This window comes from Lactobacillus sp. Sy-1 (assembly GCF_019303535.1).
Classification (GTDB): domain Bacteria; phylum Bacillota; class Bacilli; order Lactobacillales; family Lactobacillaceae; genus Nicoliella.
In genome coordinates this window covers 507484-528450 of the sequence record NZ_JACCIU010000001.1, presented here as the reverse complement: position 1 = coordinate 528450, position 20967 = coordinate 507484, and the positions used below count along the sequence as shown (strand labels likewise).

The following is a 20967-nucleotide window of genomic DNA, read 5'->3' as shown; positions in this document are numbered from 1 at the left end:
GGAAATTACAAAATGATTATTACTTTTAATATCCAGCTAATACGTTATAATTATTTGTCTTTTGGTGCATCATTTTAACTACTGATGCCGGTGCATCATTGATATCAGTGGTTTTAATCAACTTACCACGCAATAAGAGTCGCTTACTTCCACTATCATTACAAGTAATTAAAGTCAGTAACTTTTGCTTAGTATTATTAACCACGCTCACAGCATAGGGGCTAATGATTTTGCGCTTAGTGATTTGATATTCATACACCTTGTGCATATCAGTTAGGTAGACCTTCATCCCCACCGTCCCCTTATTATAAAACGGCGAGAACAACGCCTGCTTATTAATCATATGGTGGCCTGCCAGAGCATAATTGCCCTGCCCCATTTTTTGATCGGCCCGCATGGTACCGGCCGCTAGCATCAAAGTTTCGTTATCAACCCCTAATGCAATCGGCAAATGGACGCCAATCGATGGCGCAATGATTTGGCCCACCGGTTTGACGTTCTTGGAATGCAACCGGGCACTGATGACCTGATTCATCGTCACTGCCTTAACTTGATTCATATTATAATTGGCCTTTGCAGCGTCCTTTTGATTCACCTGGGCTTCCTGCTTAGTGACCGTTGGCCGATAACCTGCAACTAAGGCAGTTTTAATTGGTTCTAGGCTTAATAGCACCACGCCCCCGATAAGGAGCAAGATGGCTACCCAGAGTTGCCATTTATTCTTCATCATCATCACTCCATTGAACCCATTATAGTGCAAAACGGGGTTAGCACCAACTGCCAACCCCGTCTTAATTAGTAAATTTTTGCAACTTGTTTTTGAATGTCTGAGTTATCTAAGAAGTCGTCGTACTTAGTTTCAGCCCGTTCAACAATCCCCTTATCGGAAACTTCAATAATGTGATCAGCAATCGTTTGAATGAATTGGTGGTCATGGGAAGTAAAGATAATTGAGCTTGGGTATGAAATCAAACTGTCGTTCAATGCAGTAATCGATTCCATATCCAAATGGTTAGTCGGATCATCGAACAAGAGGACGTTGGCCTTTTGTAGCATCATCTTGGATAACATACAACGAACCTTTTCACCCCCGGATAACACATCGACCTTCTTGTCAACGGCATCCCCTGAAAACAGCATCCGGCCTAAGAAGCCTCGAATGAATGTGTTATCACTTTCATCCTTAGCAGCGTACTGACGCAACCAGTCCATAATCGAAAGGTTACTACCATCAAATTCAGCGTTAAAGTTCTTTGGCAAGTAGGAGCGCTTAGTCGTTTGGCCCCATGTAACGGAACCGCTATCTGGTTGGACTTCTCCCGCAATAATTTGCATTAAAGTCGTGGCAGCCAAATCATTTCGACTAATAATGGCGGTCTTTTCACCAGGACGAAGGGTAAAAGTAACGTTATCAAGGATTTTGACCCCATCAATCGTCTTAGACACCTTGTCAACACGGAGCAAGTCGTTCCCTAGGTCCCGTTCCTTTTCAAAACTAATGAATGGATACTTCCGTGAAGATGGTTTGATATCATCCAATGTGATCTTGTCCAATTGCTTCTTCCGTGAAGTTGCTTGCTTAGACTTGGAAGCGTTCGCACTAAACCGAGCGATAAATTCCTTCAATTCCTTGATTTGATCTTCCTTCTTGGCGTTGGAGTCAGCCTTTAACTTATTAGCTAATTCGCTGGACTTCAGCCAGAAATCGTAGTTCCCAACGTACATTTGAATCTTTTGGAAGTCCACATCACACATCATGGTACAAACTTGGTTTAAGAAGTACCGGTCATGGGAGACCACGATCACGATGTTAGGGTAATCCGCTAAGAAGTTTTGGAGCCATTCCACCGTATGATTATCTAACCCGTTGGTTGGTTCGTCCAAGAGAAGAATGTCAGGTTTGCCGAAGAGGGCTTGAGCTAATAATACCTTCACCTTTTCCCCCTCAGTCAATTCACTCATCTTGAGATCATGCATTGATTCCGGGATTCCCATGCTTTGGAGCAATTGAGAAGCTTCGGAGTCAGCATTCCAACCATCCATTTCGGCAAATTCGCCTTCTAATTCAGCCGCCCGGACCCCGTCTTCATCAGAGAAATCAGGCTTAGCGTAGAGGGCATCTTTTTCCTTCATAATGTCATAAAGCTTTTTATAACCCTGGATCACAGTATCTAAAACGGTGAATTCTTCGAATGCGTAGTGATCTTGGTTCAAGCTAGACATCCGTTCGTGCTCACCAATTGAGATGCTGCCACTAGTGGGCTCAATTTTTCCTTCAAGCAGCTTCAAAAAGGTTGATTTACCGGCTCCGTTGGCCCCAATCACTCCGTAACAATTCCCCGGGGTGAACTTTAAATTAACGTTTTCATAAAGCTTCTTACCAGAAAAATGAAGTCCCATGTTACTAACTGTTATCATATTTTTACCTCCATCAATGGCGTTTACATAACAAAGCGCCCTGGTCACCATCGGCTGGACTAGGACGTCGTTTCGTTGTAGCTATCTTTATTATTACTTTACCATAACTGCAGGGACTACTCAACTTGAAAAGCACTGCTAATGGGGTCGTCACCGCTAGTAATTTGGTAAATTTGGCGCTTCGTATTCGGGTTAGCAATTACCGCCACTACCGTTGAAGCAACGTCGTCACGGGGAATCTTGCCACCAAGGCGGTCGCCATTAACGGAAACCTTGCCAGTGCCAGCGTCGTTAGTCAATGCGGTTGGTCGAACGATCGTGTAGTCAAGGTCGCTTTCCTTTAAGAAGCGGTCCGCATAGTGCTTAGCAACATAATATGGATGCAATCCGGACTTAGGCCAAAAGCTCCGGTCGTCAGCACCAGCGGCACTTACCATAATGTAACGCTTAACACCGGCTTGCTTAGCAGCATCCATGGTCTTAACCGCACCATCAAGGTCGATTAGAATCGTCATGTCGTCACCAGTAGCACCACCAGAACCAGCACTAAAAACAATCGTGTCGACTTGGTAGGTAGAAAAGAGCTTTGCCATCGCAGCTGAATCCGCATTCAAGTCAAATTGAACCGGGGTGACGTTGGCTAAATTAGTCACCGTCGTGAATTGACTAGCATCTCGAAAACCAGCATAAACTTTATCACCAGCTTGTGATAACTTAGAAACTATCAATTTACCAACGTTTCCATGAGCACCAACAACAAAAATATTTGCCATTAAAAAAGCCTCCTTTAGAATTAATCAATGCACTTATTGTAACAATGATTCATCGTTAATTACACTAACCCGACTCGCAATCAAAAAAAGAACTGGTTCAATCATCCCCAGTCCTTAATCTTTAACTATTTTTGAACCCCTTGCTTATCTAAGATTGCAACTCCGGAGTCAATTAAACCACTATCGTTTTTAAGCACTAGTTGGTTAAATTGAACCGTTAGCGTTAATCCAGGATCATCAATGTATTGGCCAGAATAACCCTTGTAATAAACGGGACCCATATTACTATCAATGGTTTTATCAAAATCTGGGGTTGCTAGGTCAGCATCAACAACCACTAAGTCAAATGAGGTGTCCACGGCGCATGAACCAACGTCTGAGAATGGACCCACCCCATCGTCTAAGCTCAAGAGGAGCTTTGCATTTTTACCAGCGACTTGTTCAATTTTTGCTTTTGCTTCATCAGTAATTACCATCTTCATAAGAAGGCAACCCCCTTTATTTTTATTCTATCTACTATCTTAAAGCTCAACTCAAATATGTCAATTATTTTGCACACAAACTAATTAACGGTGGCGGAACGTTCGATAGTGGGGTTGATAGGTGCGGTGAGTGCGGTAGGTCCGCTGACTGTGATAACTAGATTCTGTCTTCCGCTTTTGGTAATGCTGGTAGGTCTTGTAAGCTCCATAAGCCCCCAGGATTGCCCCAACACTTGAGTGGTGACGTTGATTGCCGTTGTAGTACGAAACACTAGCTGGCGCGGGAACATTCATCGAGTTATCAACCTTCGAACGACCAGATGCGTAGTCAAATTGAATCCCCGGTTGAACGTTAAATAGATAGACATTGAAGTTTAACTTTTTATCAGTGGAAATTGCCTGCAGGTGCACCCCACGGGCCATTAGGTCGCTACCCTTGAACACGGGCTGCACCTGATAGATGACCCGCTTGTTTTCCTTTAGAGCGTTTCGGACCAGCGTCTCGTAAATGGTCTGTAGTTTCTGATTACTAAATGCAGATTGGGTAAAGAGGTTCTTCAAGTTATTTTGATCCCCTGATTTAAGGTTAGCTTCGTACTGCCCGTCGGTGTTAATTCCCTTTGAGAGACTGTATGCAATCAAGTGGCCGCGGTTAATAATGGCATCGTTATTTACGAATTTTTGGTGCCAACCAGTCGGGTAGACGGTTTGGCGGGTCCGCAGTGCTCCGTCCGCTACGTTACGCTTCTCCAAATATGCAGTGTTCGCCGCGGACGTCCGATTATGTGAATCTAAGTCAGCGTATTGAATCCGGTTTTGCTTCCAGCTATCCGGATTTAACGTGCTCTTGCCACCATTTACTTCTACGTAGGCCTGTTTGCCAACCGTATAGGTGAGATCCGGTAACTGAGTAGCCGTAATTTGCTGGCTAGTGGATTGACTTTGACCGTGGTTAGTATTGGTGCTACAGCCGGCTAACGTCACCGCCACCACCGCAGTCGTCATTAATGCCCATAGTTTTTTCATGTATTAAGGACTCCTATTCGATATCGTCTAATCCATTCATTGCTTCCATCTCCAGTAACTGGGAACGCATTGCCGCGCCGCCCCGAACCGGAAACAACATGTCTGGTTCGTAAATCACCCGGTGAACCGGAATAATCATTGGCAGCGGGGTAGCTGATAATGCGTGAATGACGGTCTGATCATCCACCCCACAGTGCTGGGCAACGTCTTGGACGGTCATGATTGAACCATACGGAATCGTTTTGATCAACTGCCAAATTTTTTGGAAGGTCGAATTACCCGCTCCGCTAATATCGAACGGCAGCGTCAATTGCTTGCGTTCCCCTAAGATGAAATCATCAAACTGTTCCACATAGATTCTGGTAATATTACGTTGATTGCGGAACTCAAAGCGTCCCTTGGGATAGAAGTCATAGATTTGCGATAGCCTTTGGTCTGAATCTGAAATAAAATTCAGCCCATTATTATTTACGGTAAAATACAATTTCTTATCGTTAAAGTTAATTGTATCCCAATATAGTTTTTCCATTTCGACGCTCCTAGCTTTCTTATATGAGTATTTTAACATATTGGGTCCTAATTCAAAACGCAACTTTACGAGCACTAAAAAAGCATCTCGCCCTTACAGCAAGATGCTTAATTAATTATTTTAATCAACATTGCGATGGTTAGTTTCCTCACCGAAGAACCAGACCATGGCACCGGCAAATACGGAGATAATTCCCATCAAGATGAAAATTACCGTTGGTGATGAAACCATCAATAGCCAGGTAACCACGATTGGCATTGCCACCGTACAGAGCTTGGAAATTCCGTTAGCAATTCCCACACATCTGAAGCGAACCTTAGTGGTAAATAGTTCTGAAACGTAAACCGCAACCACACTAGCCATTAGAACGTAGAGGCTAAAGTTCAATACGAACCCGATTATTTCAACCCCGGTAATCGTAGTTTGGAAAGCGTAAATAATTCCCAAAATTGCGGACATAAAGAACGCAGGAACAATCACCTTTTTACGACCAATCTTATCAATCATAAATGACCCAAAGGCACAGCCTATTGGCGCCCCCATCAACATGATGGCAGATGCAAAAAGGGAGTTGTGAACATCAATGCCCCGTTTTACCAATAGCGTTGGAACCCATGAAGTAAAGGTGTATTGACAGATAATCACTGCTGAAACCGCAATCGTGGCCACCACCAGGTTGATCCACATTGGGCGGTGCTTAAAGTTCGTTTGAATCCGTTCGTTCTTTGGTTGGTCATCATCTGAATGAATATTCATTTGGTTAATTACTGCCTTTGCTTCATCGATTCGGTTATGGTTAATCAACCATCTTGGTGACTCTGGAATGTCTCGACGCAAGAACCAGATGATAACGGCAAAAATGCCAATTGTAATGAATAACACTCGCCAGCCAAACGCTGGAATGATAAAACTAGAGATCATAATCGTTACTGGAGCCCCCATGTTTGCAACCGTAGATACAATTGCACACCACTTGCCACGACTATGGATCGGTGCGAACTCGTTGACCATTGAATAACCAGTCACAATTTCGGACCCAAGCCCGATGCTGGCGATCAAGCGGCAGATAATCAGCATGTCAACGTTGACGGCGAAGGCCCCCAGGAAGGTGAAGAGCCCGAATAATAACAAATTAATTTGGTATGCTATCTTCCGCCCCCGGATATCACCAATAATTCCAGCCATGATTGAACCAATGAAGAGTCCCAAGAATCCGCTGGAGAGGAAGTATGCATTTTGTTGTGCATCCGCCCAGTGTGAGTTTACGATGGAACTAGAAACCGCACTGGCTAAGTATACGTCGACGGCATCCAAAAACATGCCAGCCGACACTAGGGAAATAATTTTATAAAATAATTTGGATTCGTGAGCATGATTCATCTGATCAACTAGGGTTGCCTTGCTAGTACTAATATCCATAAACATAACCTCAATTCATAAATTTAATTTGAAAACAAAAAACGCCCCTTTCGAACCAACCCCTTGCAATGGATTGATTCGAAAAGGACGTCGCTGACGTGTTACCACCTTTATTCGCTGATTCCTCATGGTAATCAGCCTCTATCAGTACGCCTCTGAACACTCAGGATGATACTGAGACCTGCATAAAGGTGGTCAAACCTGGGCTCCTCGAGAAAAGCCCACCGATAAACCCCTTTTTCACCTAAGATTACATGTCATTCCACCAAACTGACACTCGCTAAGCTAATCTATGGGCAATACTTATGATTTATCGTACATATGTATCTAATCAATTGCTTGATTGAATTCATTATACAACAATCGTCCATAGATTCAATAGTTAAATTAAAAAAAATGATGTTAAACTGAACTTAAATTAAAAAAACCAATGGAAGTTTCCATCGGCCGTAGTTACAATTAAATTAATTATGGACGGGAGTAGCCAACTGAGTGCCACCATGGTGAAGAAACGTTTTCAACGATTACCCCTCTATTTTGGGCGTTGATCATCTTACCATTTCCAATGTAGATTCCAACGTGTGAAATACTCCGCTTACTGTAACCAAAATAGACTAGGTCTCCCTTTTGACGGTTTGCTTTGGATACCTTTTTAGTGGTATTGTATTGGGCTTGGGCAGTTCGGGCAATGTTTTTATTGCCAGCCCGGTATACGTATTGGGTAAAGCCGGAACAGTCGAAACTGGAAGGACCGGTTGAACCGTAAGCGTAAGGCGTTCCTAGCTTGGACTTGGCAACACTGTACATCTTATCGTAGTTCTCACTTTGCCCTGCAGAGTCGGCGTTAGCAATCTTGCCGCCAGCAAAAATGCCGGTAACGATAGTTAATGTCGCGATGGTTAAAATTACGAATAAGCGTTTGGTTAAATAATTAATCATTGTGAGTATAAGTCCCCTTCAGTTTTAAAGTTAATTTTAATTTCGGATTTATTAATTGAATAAGTTCATTATAAAGAATCAATACTACAGGCAGAATTCAATCAAGTTGCAATTCGATTAAGAAAAATTACATAAATCGACTAATTTTGTAATAAAAGTCCAGCCAGTGATGATAGAAAAATCAATTTGATTCGATTATAATAAACGTTGATACTAAATTTTTTAAGTTAGAAGTGAATTGAATTGAATCTATACTCATATCATTACTTAACCCAAAACTTCAGTAACCTGGGGCTATGGTTATCGATTGTTACCGCTGCTTTCGTGGTAGCATTCATTATCTTAGGGATTTTATACTTAAGAAATCGAACTAATTTAAAATACCGTGATTTCTTTGTAGTCCTTAGCTTTTTAGCCATTCTGTTCGCGAGTTTGCAGGTCAGTAACTTCATGAGCATGCAGTCTAGCTCTAGTCAGTCTGGTCAAACAGCGACTGTGCTGAAAAATATCAGTAAGCAAAAAAACGTCCCCCTTTCGCAAGTGTACTCTAATTCAACGACATTACAGAATGGGATGACGATTAAGGCTGGTAAGCAATATTACCAAGTCACGTTCAATAACGACCAAAGCGGTTACAGTTTGACCCCTACTAACCTGGTTTATAATCAGCCTACATATGTAAAGGCAAACCGGTTTAACTTCAACTTCTTAAACAACGTCTACGTGGAACTAGCGTTGAAGTTATTAATCGGGTTCATTATGTTAGTAATTCAAATTAACCTTTCTGGTAAGGGAAACTTGATGCCGTCGAATGCCATTGATCAACTCCAGAACTATGTTTTAGGGGGGATTATTGGTGGAATGATTTATAATGACGCGATTACAATCTTGCAATTCTTCATCGTGCTATTGATCTGGTCGTTAATTATCTTCGGCAGCAAGTTGTTAGTCCGGCAGTCAGACTTCTTCAAACGAATGCTGACCGGGAATCCGCAAAAGATTATTTCCAATGGGAACATCATTGTTGATAACGCTTTGAAGAACGGGATGTCTGGTTCAGACCTCGCATTTAAGCTCCGGTTGGAAAACATCGGTAGTTTCCAAGATGTGAAGAGTGCCGTTCTCGAACAAAATGGTCAGATGACGATTACCAGTTATGGTGATGAATCAATTAAGTATCCATTGATTACCGATGGGAAGGTTGATGAATCCGTTCTGAAGCGAATCGATAAGGATGATCAATGGGTTGAAGATCAAGTTAACAAGCAAAATCTCACAGTTGAACAGGTATACTTGGGACAATTAATCGGTGGTAAGTTTGTGTTAGTTCCATATCCACAGCATAAGCACCGGTTCGGTGATAGTATCTTTAAGTTAAGAAAATCAGCAAATAAATAAGTAAAAACCCGTTTCGTTGGGACTGCCAGCGAAACGGGTTTTTATTTATAAAAAAGCAGCACTACAAACTGAGCTACAGCACTGCTTTATCCTATTAAAATTAAATCATTTTACTGATAACTGCGCCCATCGTCTTAATTCCGGCTTCAATTTCAGCTACAGAGCGATTAGAAAAGTTCATCCGCATCGTATTCGTTTCCGGATGATTAGGGAAGAATGGCGCTCCTGGAACAAACGCAACGTTATTCTGAATACATTCATCAAAGATCTGGTCAATATCAGGATTTCCAGGTAACTTCACCCAAAGAAACATCCCACCTTCTGGATGGGTCAATTCAGTCCCGGCTGGGAAGTACTTTTGAATTGCAGCATGCATTGCTTCACCGCGTTTTTCATATTCAGCGGTAATGTGATCAATGTGGGCCTGCATATCATATGTTTCCATGTAGCGAGCAATAACAAACTGGGTAAGGTTATCAGTATGCACATCTTCAAATTGCTTTAGTAAAAGCATCTTCGCAATTAATTCTGGAGCGGCACTGGCCCACCCTAATCGTAGCCCGGGTGCTAAAATCTTAGAGAATGTTCCCGTGTAAATCACTCGACCATTGTGGTCAAGGGAACGAATTGGTGGGATGGATTCGCCTGCGTATCTAATTGCACCGTATGGATCATCTTCAACCACTAAGACGTCATATTCATCGGCGAGTTCAACTAACCGCTTTCTCCGGTCCAATGACATCGAATTACCGGTCGGATTTTGGAAGTTGGGAACTACGTAAACCAACTTAGTTTCAGGGTTTTGCTTCAAAGTGGCTTCTAAGTCATCCATCTTCATCCCGTGTTCATCAACGTCGACCCCAACTGTTTCTGCTCCATAGGTCTTAAAAACATCTAAGGCACTCAAATAAGTTGGGCGTTCGCTGATGACCTTGTCACCAGGGTTAATCATCATTTCAGCAATTACATCCAGTCCCTGCTGAGACCCAGTCGTAATCAACATATTTTGGGGGTCATCGTCCAAGCCACGGGTCTTCATGTACTTAGCGATTAGCTGACGAAGGTGTAAATTTCCTTGCGCAACGCTATATTGAAGAACGGTTTGGCCGTATTCATCAAGAACAGCTTCCGCGGCGGCCTTAATCTCCTTTACTGGAAATAGCTCGGGCGCGGGTAAGCCCCCTGCAAATGAAACGATGCTAGGCTTGCTGGCAACGGTCAATACCTCCCCAAAGGGGTTATCATTCGTCAATGGCACTCTGCTTGAAAAGTTATACTTTGTCATTTTAATCCTCCTAAATTGAATCAATTTCATGTTAAACCAAATTATATTACATTTCTTCAATTATTACTATCTTTTTTCATAAAAAAAACCAGAATATTTAAATTCTGGTTTTTCCTAATTATTTATGGGTTAATAATTTAATTAACGATTACTTGAAGACACGGAATCTTTGGCTATCTTCCATGAATTCCTTGTCGCCAGCTGGTGCTTCAATGGACCCAAAGTCCATTTCGGCACGAAGACGCCAACTCTTAGGAATATCGAATTCCTTAGCAATGTCTTCATCAATTAGTGGGTTGTAATGTTGAAGGTTAGCACCAATTCCGTTTTCAGCAAGGGCAGTCCAAACTGAGTATTGAGCATTTCCTTGGGCTTGTTCTGACCAGTCGTAGAAATTATCCTTGTAAGATGGGAATTGTTCTTCTAATCCATGAACAACATCCATGTCAGTGAACCAAAGGATTGTTCCAAAGGCCCCCTTAAAGCCATCGATCTTAGCCTTAGTATTCTTTTCAAATGCTTCGTCACTGCCCATGACCTTCTTTAAGTTATCAGCAACGATGTCCCAAACCTTGTCTTGGTACTTGCCAAAAGCAAATACGGCCCGAGTGGATTGGCTATTAAAAGCCGAAGGAGCTTCCTTAATTACTGATTCAAGGAATGGTACTAATTCTTCTGGTGATTGGCTAACGTCCCGTCCTAATGCGTAGATTGTGCGACGTTTCTTTTGTAAATCTAAAAATTCGTTTTTCATTATGGGTTCCTCCCTAGATGGTTAATAATTTAATTGATGAATCTATCATAACACACATACTTACTTTTTGTTAGTGAAAAGCACTAAAAAGTTCAATTCTTTTTCTGGCAAGGTTTTCTAATTTTGTAATATAATGAAAATGTTATGATAATTAAGGAGCCATGCAATCATGTACTACTATTTGTTTTTATTCCTAGCAATTGTGGGTGAAATGATTGGAACCAACTTACTAAAGGCTTCAATGGGCTTTTCCCGTTGGCTACCAGCATTGGGAGCTATCGTTTCGTTCTCATTATGCTTTTATTTCTTATCCATTGCAATGATTAAGATTCCGCTTAACGTGGCATACGCAACTTGGAGCGGGGTTGGATTAATCCTAGCCACCATCGTGTCAGTCCTGATTTGGAAGGATCAAATTACCCTCATTACGGTACTGGGATTAACACTAATTATTGCTGGAGTGGTAATTCTAAACCTATTTGAACCGAAGTAAAAAGCTTTGGTCGCAGTCACTCTGTGATCAAAGCTTTGCTTATACATAAAAGTAAATTGAAAAATACATTAAAATCGTCCCCAGGAGTACGAATAGGTGCCAGATTACGTGCCCGAATGGAATCCGCTTAAAACTATAAATAACTGAACCAGCGGTAAATGCAATCCCGCCCGCTAACAGGAGATTAAATCCCGTCCAACCAAGCCCTTGAATTAAGCGGTGAATCCCTAGCACACAAAACCACCCCATTACAACATAAATTACGGTCGAGGCAACCCGGTACTTTCCCATCCAAATCGACTTATAAACAATTCCTGAGATAGCCATTAGCCAAATTACAACAAAGATCATCCAACCGAGTTTCCCACCAATCGTCACCAGCGAATATGGGAGGTAGGTCCCAGCAATCAAAAGGTAAATTGCCGAATGGTCAAAAATCTGAAAGACGTGCTCGGCCTTAGTAAAGTACAGGCTGTGGAAGAGCGTTGATGCAAGGTAAAACAAAATTAACAGTCCCCCATAGATCGAAAAGGTCGTGATTCGCATTGCACCACCCCGGTGGACACCATGCACAATTAAGACAATTGCCGCTGCAATGCTCAGCCCTACCCCGATTCCATGGGTGATTGCACTCATAATTTCATTTATCAGTAAGTATTTTTTATTGCTTAAAAAGGCAGGCACTCTTTTCATTATGAACCCCTCTTAAAATAATCATTTGGATTAATTATACTAAAAAAGGAACCATGTTTATTAATAAACATGGTTCCTTAAGGTTTTATTTAAAGATTGGTAAAGATTAATACCAGTTGTGTGATAACCAATGACGCTTCGCATTTGTCCAACTACCATAACGGCTAAGAACGTAATTATCAGCAACTTTTTCTTGGTTAGCAGCTGAGTAGTTACCATGAAGTAACCCAACCCCCAGTTGGTATTTACCATAATACTTACCATTTCTGGCAGTGTATGAGTTTTTGGATTCACGCCATGCAATCCACTTTTTAGCAGCAGCGTCACTCTTGGATAAGTTAGAAGTAGCGGCACTTGCTGTTTGTTGAGTAGCTTCTGAAGTAGCAACGAACGCACCAAACATTGATACGGTAGCTAGGATTGAGTAAACAAATTTTTTGATTAGCATATAAAAACGAAATTCCTCCTTGGGATTAGTGGGTATTAGTTTAATTAATTTCTTTTTTCCTCGTTTGTTTCAATGGTTACTACTTTACAATAGTAATCTTACGCAACGATTATCAAAATATTACAGATTAATTACATGTTATTACGATTGTGAAATAAAAGGGTTGCTATTTAAAATCAGTATGTTATAGTTAGTTACATAAGTAATTAACCAAAGGAGAGGTATAATGGCAGTTCTAAAGATAACCAATTTAAGTAAGAACTATGGTAGAAAGCACGTTTTACATAACGTCAGCTTTGAAATTCCGAAGGGCCAAATTTTAGGATTAATTGGACCTAACGGAGCTGGAAAGTCCACAATTATGAAGACAATCGTTGGATTAACTAGCTACTCATTGGGTGTAATTTCCATCGATGGCGAAGAATTAAGTAAGAATAACCGCAAGGCGTTGGCCAGTGTCGGAACGATGATTGAAACTCCAGCCCTCTATGACAATTTAACTGGAGTGGAGCATCTACACCTATATAATGAAGGATCGACTACCAATGAAGAAATTCAAGAAATCATGGAAGAGACCCAAATTGAAAAATTCGCAAAGAATAAAGCCAAGAAATACTCACTGGGAATGCGGCAACGACTAGGAATTGCAATTACGTTACTTAATCATCCCAAATTATTGATCCTAGACGAACCAATGAACGGGCTCGACCCCCAATCTACCCATGACCTCAGAGATTTACTATTGAAGCTTGCGAATCGCGGCATTAGCATCCTCATCTCCAGTCACCTATTAGATGAACTATCCCGGATTGCCGATTCGTACGTTGTAATTAACCATGGTCGGGTCGTTAAGCAAGCTTCGGCCAATGAATTTATGGGGACTGATAAACAATTAATTAAGTTTGAAACTGATAACATGGCCCAAACCGTTTCTGTCTTGACAGATGCTGGAATGAAAGTTCATGTAAACGATCGTAAAGTGGAAGTTCCTGATACTGATGACGCTTTAAATCGGTCATTAGTAGCCCTAGTTAATGCCAATATTAAAATTAATGACGTCCAGAAATCACAAGCTGACTTAGAAGAATCACTGTTGAAGCTACTAACCGCTGATAATCAAAAGGAGGAAAAATAATGCTAACGCTATTAAGACAAGAAGGCTATAAAGTCATTAAGGGCAAGGCACTGTGGGTTTCGTTAATCCTACTATTTGGATTCCAACTACTAATTGCCATCGGTACCAAGCAGTTTAACTTTATGACCGAGAAACAATTCATCACTTCATCCGGAGCATCGGATGACATAATTGAAATCATGATGGTTGTAATCGCAAGTACGATTATCACAAACGAGTTCGTTCACAAAACAATCAAAAATCTACTCTCTAGGCAGTATTCACGCCTGCAGGTGTTCCTTAGTAAGCTGATTACCCTGGTCTGGATGTACGTTGTGCTCGTCTTTGTGAACTACCTCTTCACGTTAGTCTTGAAGGCCATCTTCTTTAGCTCAACTGAAGTGACTGCTCATATGATTCACCAAACCGTCCACTATGGAATCGGACTAACGCTATATGTATTTATAATTACTAGCTTTGTAGTATTGATCAGCAACGTTGCCAAAAGTTCTGGAGCGTCAATTGGAATTGGAGTGGCGTCCATATTTGTAACCCAAATCCTAGCGACCGTGATTTCAATCCTCATTGCTAAAGCTTCATGGGTAAAGTACAATCCGTTCAACTTCTTCTTGGTTGAATCCCAATACAAGACGGCAGCAATTAAGCAATTAACCTCATTGAACCTAAATGCAATGACGGTGGGGACCTTGCTTTATGGACTATTATTTTTAATCATCGCCTACATCATTTTTAATAAACGTAATATTTAATCGTGACATAGCTTAAACCATTTCATAATAATGATTTAAGCTTTTTATTTGCCGTCTAATCACTATTGACTGGATACTAAAAAGTGATAAACTCTAAATATTATATTAGATTTTACCAGGATCAGGAGGTCCACGTTTTGTTAACTGCAATTAAAGAAACGTTTGCCAAAAAGGGCAAGCTCACTCTTATCTTCGGTGCGCTATTAGCACTTTACATTATTGTTGTAGCTGTATGGGGAGCATTTGGGAACTTAATCGATGCTGATAACTTCTTTCAGGCATTGGGAACCGCAAACGTCATCATTGGACTATTAATGATGATTCTCGCAAGCCTGTCATTTGGTAGTCGTGATACTCGTGAATTCCTTACCGCACTAATTGATCGGGGACATCATAAAATAACCGTCTTCTTTGCCCAGATTATTGTCTTAGCGCTTTCGTATGCTTTTTTCTTAATCCTAAGCGTGCTGTTGGTAATTGGAATGCAACTCACCGTCTTTAAGGGCCAGGGAATGAGTTCGTTTACCCAGTTCAACATCGTAATTTACGGAAATATGATTCACATGTTTATAATGAGCACGATGATTATCTTCTTTATGGTGATGTTCAGGGGCATTAAAGGTCGCCTAGCAGCAATCGCTACTGGAATTGGAATCAATTATGGTGGATTAGGAATTGCCTGGATTGGCTTTTTATTTGTTTACCACCACCGGTTCTTAAAATGGGAACCATTTAACTTCTTGATGGTTGAAAATCAACTAATCAAACCCATTAACCACACTTTAACCAAATTATATCGCCCCGAAGCAATTTCTGGGAGTTTAATTTACGGAGTTATATTCACACTTTTGGCATTATGTCTCTTTTTGTATATGAAGCCGATAAAGCGTTAATCTAATCCTTTTTTCTGGTATAATTAATAGTAATTTCTGATTTTAATTACGCTAGGAGGAAATAATTGTGGACTTTAGTATCGATTTAGACAAACAACTCTGTTTTCAAGTATCGAGAACCCATCAATTGTACAATAAGCTATACCAAAAACCATTAAAACAGTTTAACTTAACGTACGTTCAATACATTACGTTACTAACCCTTTGGAAAAAGGATGGCGTGACCGTAAACACCTTGAGTAAAGAATTAGACCTTACTAATGGGACCCTTACTCCCCTACTTAAACGGCTTGAAAAAGCTGGTTGGATCACTAGAAAACGTGATAAGCAAGATGAACGGAGATTAATTGTTTCCCTTACCCCACATGGGAAGGAACTGCAAGGTAAGATTACTAATTGTACTGAAATGTGTCTAAACGAAATGGGTTATTCTCAATCAGAATTTCTAGATGCCCTCCATAACATTCAAGACATCCAGAAGCGCCTGCAAATTGCAATTGACAAGCAAGATGAATAATTAAGTGTTCCCTCGGGAACGCTTTTTTTTTGCAATTTTTTCAGTTTTTTCCGTACTATTTAATTAATATGTTTAAATTTATTCGTTTTTAGGATAGAATAGAAATGTTGAGTTTTAATTTTGTAGTTTTTATGGGCTTGACTTAATAATAGCTTTTCTTGTAAGATACTATTACAATTTTTAAAAATTTTTAAAGAAGGTGTAAATGTGTCAGAAAAAAACGAAGAACTAGAACGTAAATTAGCTCCTCGTCATATGCAAATGATTGCCCTAGGTGGGACAATCGGGGTTGGACTGTTTATGGGAGCTTCCTCCACAATTAGTTGGACCGGTCCTTCCGTACTGTTAGATTATGCAATCGCTGGGGTCTTCTTATACCTCATTATGCGGGCATTGGGTGAAATGCTATATGTCCATCCCGTTACCGGTGCGTTTTCACAATTCGCAACCCTTTACATGCATCCTGTCTTTGGTTACCTTACCGCCTGGAGTAACATCTTCCAGTGGGTCTTGGTTGGAATGAGTGAAGTGATTGCCATTGGGACCTATTGCCACTTCTGGTGGCCAAACCTACCCGGCTGGGTTCCTGGAGTGGTTGCAATTATCAGTCTTTGTCTAGCAAACCTCTTCTCCGTGAAATCATTTGGGGAATTGGAATACTGGTTTGCGCTAATCAAGGTGGTTACAATCGTATTGATGATCGTTGCCGGCCTTGGGGTGATCATCTTCGGATTTGGTCACAATGGCCATCCAGTTGGGATTAGTAACCTTTGGAAGAACGGTTTCTTCGCTGGTGGAATCAAGGGCTTCTTATTCGCCCTTGCCATCGTGCTTGGTTCTTACCAAGGGGTCGAATTAATCGGGGTGACTGCTGGGGAAGCTGATAACCCTAAGAAGTCAATCGTCGAAGCCATCCAGTCCACAATTGGCCGGATTTTGATCTTCTATATCGGAGCAATCTTCGTAATTGTTTCCATCTATCCATGGGATAAGATTGGAACGCTCGGTTCACCATTTGTATTGACGTTCTCTAAGTTAGGAATCACTGCTGCTGCTGGAATCATTAACTTTGTGGTATTAACTGCAGCCCTTTCTGGTTCTAACTCAGCAATTTACAGTTCTAGCCGGATGACTTACCTGCTCTCAAAAGAAGGCAAGCTTCCTAAGAAGTTCCTTGAACTTACCAAGAGTGGGGTGCCGCTTTACACGGTGTTAGCCGTTTCCGGTGGAATCTTCATCGGGGTTATCCTAAACGTGATTCTCCCTTACTTTGTTAAGAACGCTTCTGATATCTTCGTGCTAGTATACAGTTCTAGTATCCTTCCCGGAATGATACCATGGTTCGTAATCTTGGTCAGTGAAGTGCGCTTCAGAAAGATGCACCCTGAAGAATTAGAAAACCATCCATTCCAAATGCCGCTTTCACCATACACCAATTATATTACCCTCTTCGTATTGTTCATTACTTTGATTTTCATGGTAATTAACAACGATACTAGAATTCCGGTAATCATTGGTGCAATCTTCTTGGTAGTAATGACGTTGATTTACTTTGCAAAGTATAATAAAACTGATTTAGAAGAACGCCGGAAGAATCAAGGCAAAGAAATATTTGATAAATAAACATTTAATTAATAACGGCGCTGGGTTTCCAGACCGTTATTTTTTGTTTTTCATTGACAAATGAACACTTGTTCAGTAATATTGAACTGTTGACTTTATTCGAGGAAGTGTTAATTGTGTCAGAAAAAGATTCAAACTTAAAGCGGGGGCTCGCCCCTCGCCATATGCAAATGATTGCATTAGGAGGAACAATTGGGGTCGGCCTATTCATGGGATCATCATCCACGATTGGCTGGACAGGCCCCTCAGTATTAATTGACTACGCAATCGCTGGGATTTTCCTGTATTTAATTATGCGTTCACTGGGTGAAATGCTATACGTACATCCAGTTACCGGATCATTCGCCCAGTTTGCCAATAAATATATGCATCCCGTATTCGGTTACCTCACCGCATGGAGCAATATTTTCCAATACATTGTGGTCGGAATGAGTGAAGTAATTGCAATTGGGACCTACTGTAAGTTTTGGTGGCCAAGCTTGCCTGGCTGGATTCCAGGGCTAGTGGCAATTGTTTCGCTAGCCATTGCTAATTTAATTTCGGTAAAGGCCTTCGGTGAACTGGAATACTGGTTCGCCATGATCAAGGTGGTTACAATCATCCTAATGATCATCGCTGGACTCGGGGTAATTATCTTCGGGTTCGGTCATAATGGCCACCCGGTCGGCATTAGTAACATTTGGAAGTACGGCTTCTTTACCGGTGGCATTAAGGGCTTTTTCTTCGCCCTCGCCATCGTCCTGGGTTCATACCAGGGAATTGAGTTAATCGGGGTGACCGCTGGAGAAGCAGAAAATCCTAAGAAGTCGTTAATCGAAGCCATCCAATCAACGATTGGGCGGATTTTAATCTTCTACATTGGAGCAATCTTCGTAATTCTAAGTATCTATCCATGGGATAAAATTGGTGAAATTGGTTCCCCATTCGTGGAAACCTTCGCAAAGCTAGGAATTACCGCAGCTGCCGGAATCATTAATTTTGTGGTATTAACTGCTGCGCTTTCCGGTTCTAATTCTGGAATTTACAGCGCAAGTCGGATGACGCTCTTGCTTGCCGAAGACCACAAGCTCCCAAAGCGGTTCTTAAAGATTAATCGCCACGGGGTTCCCTTCTACGCAGTCGGGGCCATTTCACTAGGAATCTTCATCGGAGTAATTTTAAACTTCGTATTGCCAATCTTCTTTAAGGATGCGGGTGAAATATTTGTAATGGTTTATAGCTCGAGTGTGCTCCCTGGAATGGTGCCATGGTTCGTAATTTTGATTAGTCAAATTCGATTCAGACAGCTCCATCCAGAAGAAATGAAGGACCATCCATTTAAGATGCCCCTCTCACCATATACGAATTACATTACCATTTTCTTCTTGGTATTAACACTCATCTTCATGTTCTTTAACAATGCAACTAGGGTTCCGCTAATCATCGGAATCATCTTCTTGGCAGTAATGACCATTATCTACTTTGCTAAGTACAATCAAAGTGACATTGAAAAAGCAAAAAAGAGCAGTGACGATTTATATTAATTCAAAAAAATAGGTCTCCCTTTTATTATTAGGGAGGCCTATTTTTGAACTTATTTAAGTGCTTTTAATTCTTTTTCATATCCGTCAACCATCACCAGTGAATCTGAATCCTGATGGTTTTCAAACTTCCGGTGGAGCTGGGCAATGAACAATTCAATGTAATAACCAACTGACATTTCCCGATGAAAATGTTGCTCAGCCGCTTTACGAACCCCTTCAAAATCAGCTAAATAGGCGTCAATTGCATGATCTAGATATTGATCATACGGTTCTTCGGCATCGTAGGTATCAGAGTCTGGATGATAAGATGCATGTTTAGCAATGTAAATCCCCTGATTTTCGGACTTATACTGACTTTGATATAGTAAGTCGTGTAATTTAGCCTTATCCACATTAATAGCGGGCATAGCCATTAAATCCACTGGTAATCCACTGTCTGCTAATTCCACAATTCTTAAATTCTTCGCCATATTAGCGTTCCTCCTTCGGATGGGGATTCTTAGAATTCCAACGCAGTTCGGGAACCCGCCACATAATTAAGATTAGTACAATCAATAGCATTGCAGCATTAAATATGAAGACGCCCCCATAATCAAAGATGTTGGAGATTAGTCCTCCAATCATCGAACCAACCACGGCCCCCATCGCTTGAGCCGCCTGGTTTAAACTGAAGACCATCCCCGTCAACGAGCTTGGGGTTTCCTTCGCTAGCATTGTCTGGATCGTGGGATATACCGCAGCGTTAGCGGCCCCCACTAGGAACCGTAAAACTCCCAAAATGATAATACTAGTCGTAAACGCCTGGGGGAAGTACAACAACCCAGAAAATATAATCCCCAGGATCAATACCCGGTTCGTCCCGTGGGTATCACCCAAGCGACCCCAGATTGAGGACGTAATAAACATCGAAATTCCAGGGAGCGAAGCAATTAATCCCGCCACGATCGTCACCGGACCCTGGTTATGCATTAGTTGTTTTACCAACAAACTAATAATTGGATAAATGGAGAATAGTCCGGCTTGCACGATCACCGTGGCTAACAGCATCCAAATCACAAAGTGGGGCTTTGGAAAACCCTTCAATAGGTGTAAATCAAACAGCGGCGTTTTGGCCCGCTTAGGATCCGGCTTAAAGGTTTCCTTGACCATGAACCAGGTAATGAAAAACGAAATCAATAGGAATCCAGCGGTAATAAAGAACGTGATCCGAATGTTAAAAATTCGGGCTAACACGCCCCCTAGAATGGGACCAATTAAGTTCCCTCCTACATAGCCAGTCGTGATAATTCCCATGGCATAACCAGCATGCTCCTTCGGAGTTTCAGTCGCCACCAGGGCCGTTGAATTGGGAATCACCCCCGCAAAGAACCCCTGCAAGATTCGCAGAAGCACTAACTGCCAAACACTAGTTACCAGTCCCATTAGGCCCAATGTAATTGCAGAACCCAGGGCGGTTTGTAAAACCATTCGTTTACGTCCATGCCGATCAGCAAAACGCCCCCAGATTGGTGCGGTCACCATTACCACAATAAACGATGCCGCGTATACCAAACCGCTCAACATTGATAGTTCCCCCTTGGAATAATTACCAAGGTCACTCACGTATAGCGATAAGAATGGGATTACTTCACTAAAACCCATTCCATCAATAAAAGTACCAAACCATAGTACCCATAAATTCTTGCGCCAAGAATCAGACTCAGTCATCTGAAGGATACCCTCTTTTCTAAAATATAATGATTATAAACGTTATTATAGCACACTCAAATTATTAACAATAGAAAAGGCCCACATTGAGGGCACAAAAAAACTCCATGAATCCAGAGTTTTAATTCTGAATTCATGGAGTTTTTAAATTGATTAACTAGGC

At 41.4% G+C, this 20967-nt stretch carries 22 protein-coding genes; 8 read left to right on the top strand and 14 right to left on the bottom strand.

The features are described from left to right. Positions 1-25: 25 nt before the first annotated feature. The 8 genes from HZL42_RS01970 to HZL42_RS01935 form a co-directional block, all read right to left on the bottom strand. A complete protein-coding gene (locus HZL42_RS01970; RefSeq protein ID WP_219054033.1) occupies positions 26-727 on the bottom strand; it encodes a class A sortase in 702 nt (233 codons plus the stop codon). A gap of 68 nt (positions 728-795) precedes the next feature. Then, a complete protein-coding gene (locus HZL42_RS01965) occupies positions 796-2418 on the bottom strand; it encodes an ABC-F family ATP-binding cassette domain-containing protein (protein WP_219054032.1) in 1623 nt (540 codons plus the stop codon). A 116-nt stretch (positions 2419-2534) separates the two neighbouring features. Next, positions 2535-3191 carry an SDR family oxidoreductase gene (locus HZL42_RS01960; RefSeq protein WP_219054031.1) on the bottom strand — a complete coding sequence of 219 codons (657 nt, stop codon included), beginning with the start codon at positions 3189-3191 and terminating at the stop codon, positions 2535-2537. Positions 3192-3316: 125 nt separating this feature from the next. Further along, entirely contained in the window at positions 3317-3673 is a 357-nt protein-coding gene (locus HZL42_RS01955) for an iron-sulfur cluster biosynthesis family protein (RefSeq protein ID WP_219054030.1), read from the bottom strand. 84 nt (positions 3674-3757) lie between these two features. Continuing rightward, positions 3758-4699 (bottom strand): DNA/RNA non-specific endonuclease, encoded by a 942-nt coding sequence (locus HZL42_RS01950; protein WP_219054029.1) that lies wholly within the window; start codon positions 4697-4699, stop codon positions 3758-3760. A gap of 13 nt (positions 4700-4712) precedes the next feature. Beyond that, the gene (locus tag HZL42_RS01945) at positions 4713-5228 is read right to left on the bottom strand and encodes a methylated-DNA--[protein]-cysteine S-methyltransferase (protein ID WP_219054028.1); all 516 of its coding nucleotides are present in this window, start codon (positions 5226-5228) and stop codon (positions 4713-4715) included. A gap of 120 nt (positions 5229-5348) precedes the next feature. Continuing rightward, positions 5349-6647, bottom strand: coding sequence for an MFS transporter (locus HZL42_RS01940; RefSeq protein ID WP_219054027.1), 1299 nt, complete (start codon positions 6645-6647; stop codon positions 5349-5351). Positions 6648-7115: 468 nt separating this feature from the next. Continuing rightward, positions 7116-7586 (bottom strand): C40 family peptidase, encoded by a 471-nt coding sequence (locus HZL42_RS01935; protein ID WP_219054026.1) that lies wholly within the window; start codon positions 7584-7586, stop codon positions 7116-7118. Positions 7587-7829: 243 nt separating this feature from the next. On the opposite strand from HZL42_RS01935, the gene HZL42_RS01930 reads away from it, so the two are divergent. Then, positions 7830-8984, top strand: coding sequence for a DUF3290 family protein (locus HZL42_RS01930; RefSeq protein WP_219054025.1), 1155 nt, complete (start codon positions 7830-7832; stop codon positions 8982-8984). A gap of 100 nt (positions 8985-9084) precedes the next feature. Here the strand turns inward: HZL42_RS01930 and HZL42_RS01925 are convergent, their stop codons facing one another. Together HZL42_RS01925 and HZL42_RS01920 are read right to left on the bottom strand one after the other, a co-directional pair. Next, positions 9085-10269: a PLP-dependent aminotransferase family protein gene (locus HZL42_RS01925; RefSeq protein ID WP_219054024.1), complete on the bottom strand. Its 1185-nt coding sequence runs from the start codon at positions 10267-10269 to the stop codon at positions 9085-9087. A gap of 148 nt (positions 10270-10417) precedes the next feature. Then, complete coding sequence (locus tag HZL42_RS01920; protein ID WP_219054023.1) at positions 10418-11023, bottom strand: nitroreductase family protein; 606 nt, start codon at positions 11021-11023, stop codon at positions 10418-10420. 169 nt (positions 11024-11192) lie between these two features. Here HZL42_RS01920 and HZL42_RS01915 point away from each other — a divergent pair, with 169 nt between their 5' ends. Then, on the top strand, positions 11193-11516 hold the full coding sequence (locus tag HZL42_RS01915; protein WP_219054022.1) for a multidrug efflux SMR transporter: 324 nt from the start codon (positions 11193-11195) through the stop codon (positions 11514-11516). Between the two features lie 39 nt (positions 11517-11555). Here the strand turns inward: HZL42_RS01915 and HZL42_RS01910 are convergent, their stop codons facing one another. Further along, entirely contained in the window at positions 11556-12209 is a 654-nt protein-coding gene (locus tag HZL42_RS01910; RefSeq protein WP_219054021.1) for a hemolysin III family protein, read from the bottom strand. Between the two features lie 106 nt (positions 12210-12315). Continuing rightward, on the bottom strand, positions 12316-12657 hold the full coding sequence (locus HZL42_RS01905) for an aggregation promoting factor surface protein (RefSeq protein WP_219054020.1): 342 nt from the start codon (positions 12655-12657) through the stop codon (positions 12316-12318). 226 nt (positions 12658-12883) lie between these two features. On the opposite strand from HZL42_RS01905, the gene HZL42_RS01900 reads away from it, so the two are divergent. From HZL42_RS01900 to HZL42_RS01875, 6 genes are all read left to right on the top strand, one after another. Further along, the gene (locus tag HZL42_RS01900) at positions 12884-13792 is read left to right on the top strand and encodes an ABC transporter ATP-binding protein (protein ID WP_219054019.1); all 909 of its coding nucleotides are present in this window, start codon (positions 12884-12886) and stop codon (positions 13790-13792) included. Then, positions 13792-14541: an ABC transporter permease gene (locus HZL42_RS01895; RefSeq protein WP_219054018.1), complete on the top strand. Its 750-nt coding sequence runs from the start codon at positions 13792-13794 to the stop codon at positions 14539-14541. Before HZL42_RS01900 ends, HZL42_RS01895 begins: the two co-directional genes overlap by 1 nt. A 137-nt stretch (positions 14542-14678) precedes the next feature. Further along, positions 14679-15434 (top strand): hypothetical protein, encoded by a 756-nt coding sequence (locus HZL42_RS01890; protein ID WP_219054017.1) that lies wholly within the window; start codon positions 14679-14681, stop codon positions 15432-15434. Between the two features lie 67 nt (positions 15435-15501). Further along, complete coding sequence (locus HZL42_RS01885; RefSeq protein ID WP_219054016.1) at positions 15502-15951, top strand: MarR family transcriptional regulator; 450 nt, start codon at positions 15502-15504, stop codon at positions 15949-15951. A gap of 255 nt (positions 15952-16206) precedes the next feature. Beyond that, positions 16207-17574 carry an amino acid permease gene (locus HZL42_RS01880; RefSeq protein WP_219282832.1) on the top strand — a complete coding sequence of 456 codons (1368 nt, stop codon included), beginning with the start codon at positions 16207-16209 and terminating at the stop codon, positions 17572-17574. Between the two features lie 164 nt (positions 17575-17738). Beyond that, positions 17739-19097 (top strand): amino acid permease, encoded by a 1359-nt coding sequence (locus HZL42_RS01875; RefSeq protein WP_219282831.1) that lies wholly within the window; start codon positions 17739-17741, stop codon positions 19095-19097. Positions 19098-19147: 50 nt separating this feature from the next. Here the strand turns inward: HZL42_RS01875 and HZL42_RS01870 are convergent, their stop codons facing one another. Both HZL42_RS01870 and HZL42_RS01865 read right to left on the bottom strand, forming a co-directional pair. After that, positions 19148-19567 (bottom strand): hypothetical protein, encoded by a 420-nt coding sequence (locus HZL42_RS01870; RefSeq protein ID WP_219054015.1) that lies wholly within the window; start codon positions 19565-19567, stop codon positions 19148-19150. Position 19568: 1 nt separating this feature from the next. Further along, positions 19569-20804, bottom strand: a complete 1236-nt coding sequence (locus HZL42_RS01865) for an MFS transporter (protein ID WP_219054014.1) — start codon at positions 20802-20804, stop codon at positions 19569-19571. Positions 20805-20967: the final 163 nt, after the last annotated feature.

Excerpts from the sequence above, each read along its gene's own strand:
- HZL42_RS01970 (WP_219054033.1), bottom strand. The coding sequence starts at position 727 with ATGAAGAATAAATGGCAACTCTGGGTAGCCATCTTGCTCCTTATCGGG.
- HZL42_RS01880 (WP_219282832.1), top strand. The coding sequence starts at position 16,207 with ATGCAAATGATTGCCCTAGGTGGGACAATCGGGGTTGGACTGTTTATG.
- HZL42_RS01905 (WP_219054020.1), bottom strand. The coding sequence starts at position 12,657 with ATGCTAATCAAAAAATTTGTTTACTCAATCCTAGCTACCGTATCAATG.
- HZL42_RS01915 (WP_219054022.1), top strand. The coding sequence starts at position 11,193 with ATGTACTACTATTTGTTTTTATTCCTAGCAATTGTGGGTGAAATGATT.
- HZL42_RS01910 (WP_219054021.1), bottom strand. The coding sequence starts at position 12,209 with ATGAAAAGAGTGCCTGCCTTTTTAAGCAATAAAAAATACTTACTGATA.
- HZL42_RS01945 (WP_219054028.1), bottom strand. The coding sequence starts at position 5,228 with ATGGAAAAACTATATTGGGATACAATTAACTTTAACGATAAGAAATTG.
- HZL42_RS01865 (WP_219054014.1), bottom strand. The coding sequence starts at position 20,804 with ATGACTGAGTCTGATTCTTGGCGCAAGAATTTATGGGTACTATGGTTT.
- HZL42_RS01900 (WP_219054019.1), top strand. The coding sequence starts at position 12,884 with ATGGCAGTTCTAAAGATAACCAATTTAAGTAAGAACTATGGTAGAAAG.
- HZL42_RS01925 (WP_219054024.1), bottom strand. The coding sequence starts at position 10,269 with ATGACAAAGTATAACTTTTCAAGCAGAGTGCCATTGACGAATGATAAC.
- HZL42_RS01955 (WP_219054030.1), bottom strand. The coding sequence starts at position 3,673 with ATGAAGATGGTAATTACTGATGAAGCAAAAGCAAAAATTGAACAAGTC.
- HZL42_RS01950 (WP_219054029.1), bottom strand. The coding sequence starts at position 4,699 with ATGAAAAAACTATGGGCATTAATGACGACTGCGGTGGTGGCGGTGACG.
- HZL42_RS01870 (WP_219054015.1), bottom strand. The coding sequence starts at position 19,567 with ATGGCGAAGAATTTAAGAATTGTGGAATTAGCAGACAGTGGATTACCA.
- HZL42_RS01875 (WP_219282831.1), top strand. The coding sequence starts at position 17,739 with ATGCAAATGATTGCATTAGGAGGAACAATTGGGGTCGGCCTATTCATG.
- HZL42_RS01895 (WP_219054018.1), top strand. The coding sequence starts at position 13,792 with ATGCTAACGCTATTAAGACAAGAAGGCTATAAAGTCATTAAGGGCAAG.
- HZL42_RS01965 (WP_219054032.1), bottom strand. The coding sequence starts at position 2,418 with ATGATAACAGTTAGTAACATGGGACTTCATTTTTCTGGTAAGAAGCTT.
- HZL42_RS01935 (WP_219054026.1), bottom strand. The coding sequence starts at position 7,586 with ATGATTAATTATTTAACCAAACGCTTATTCGTAATTTTAACCATCGCG.
- HZL42_RS01940 (WP_219054027.1), bottom strand. The coding sequence starts at position 6,647 with ATGGATATTAGTACTAGCAAGGCAACCCTAGTTGATCAGATGAATCAT.
- HZL42_RS01920 (WP_219054023.1), bottom strand. The coding sequence starts at position 11,023 with ATGAAAAACGAATTTTTAGATTTACAAAAGAAACGTCGCACAATCTAC.
- HZL42_RS01960 (WP_219054031.1), bottom strand. The coding sequence starts at position 3,191 with ATGGCAAATATTTTTGTTGTTGGTGCTCATGGAAACGTTGGTAAATTG.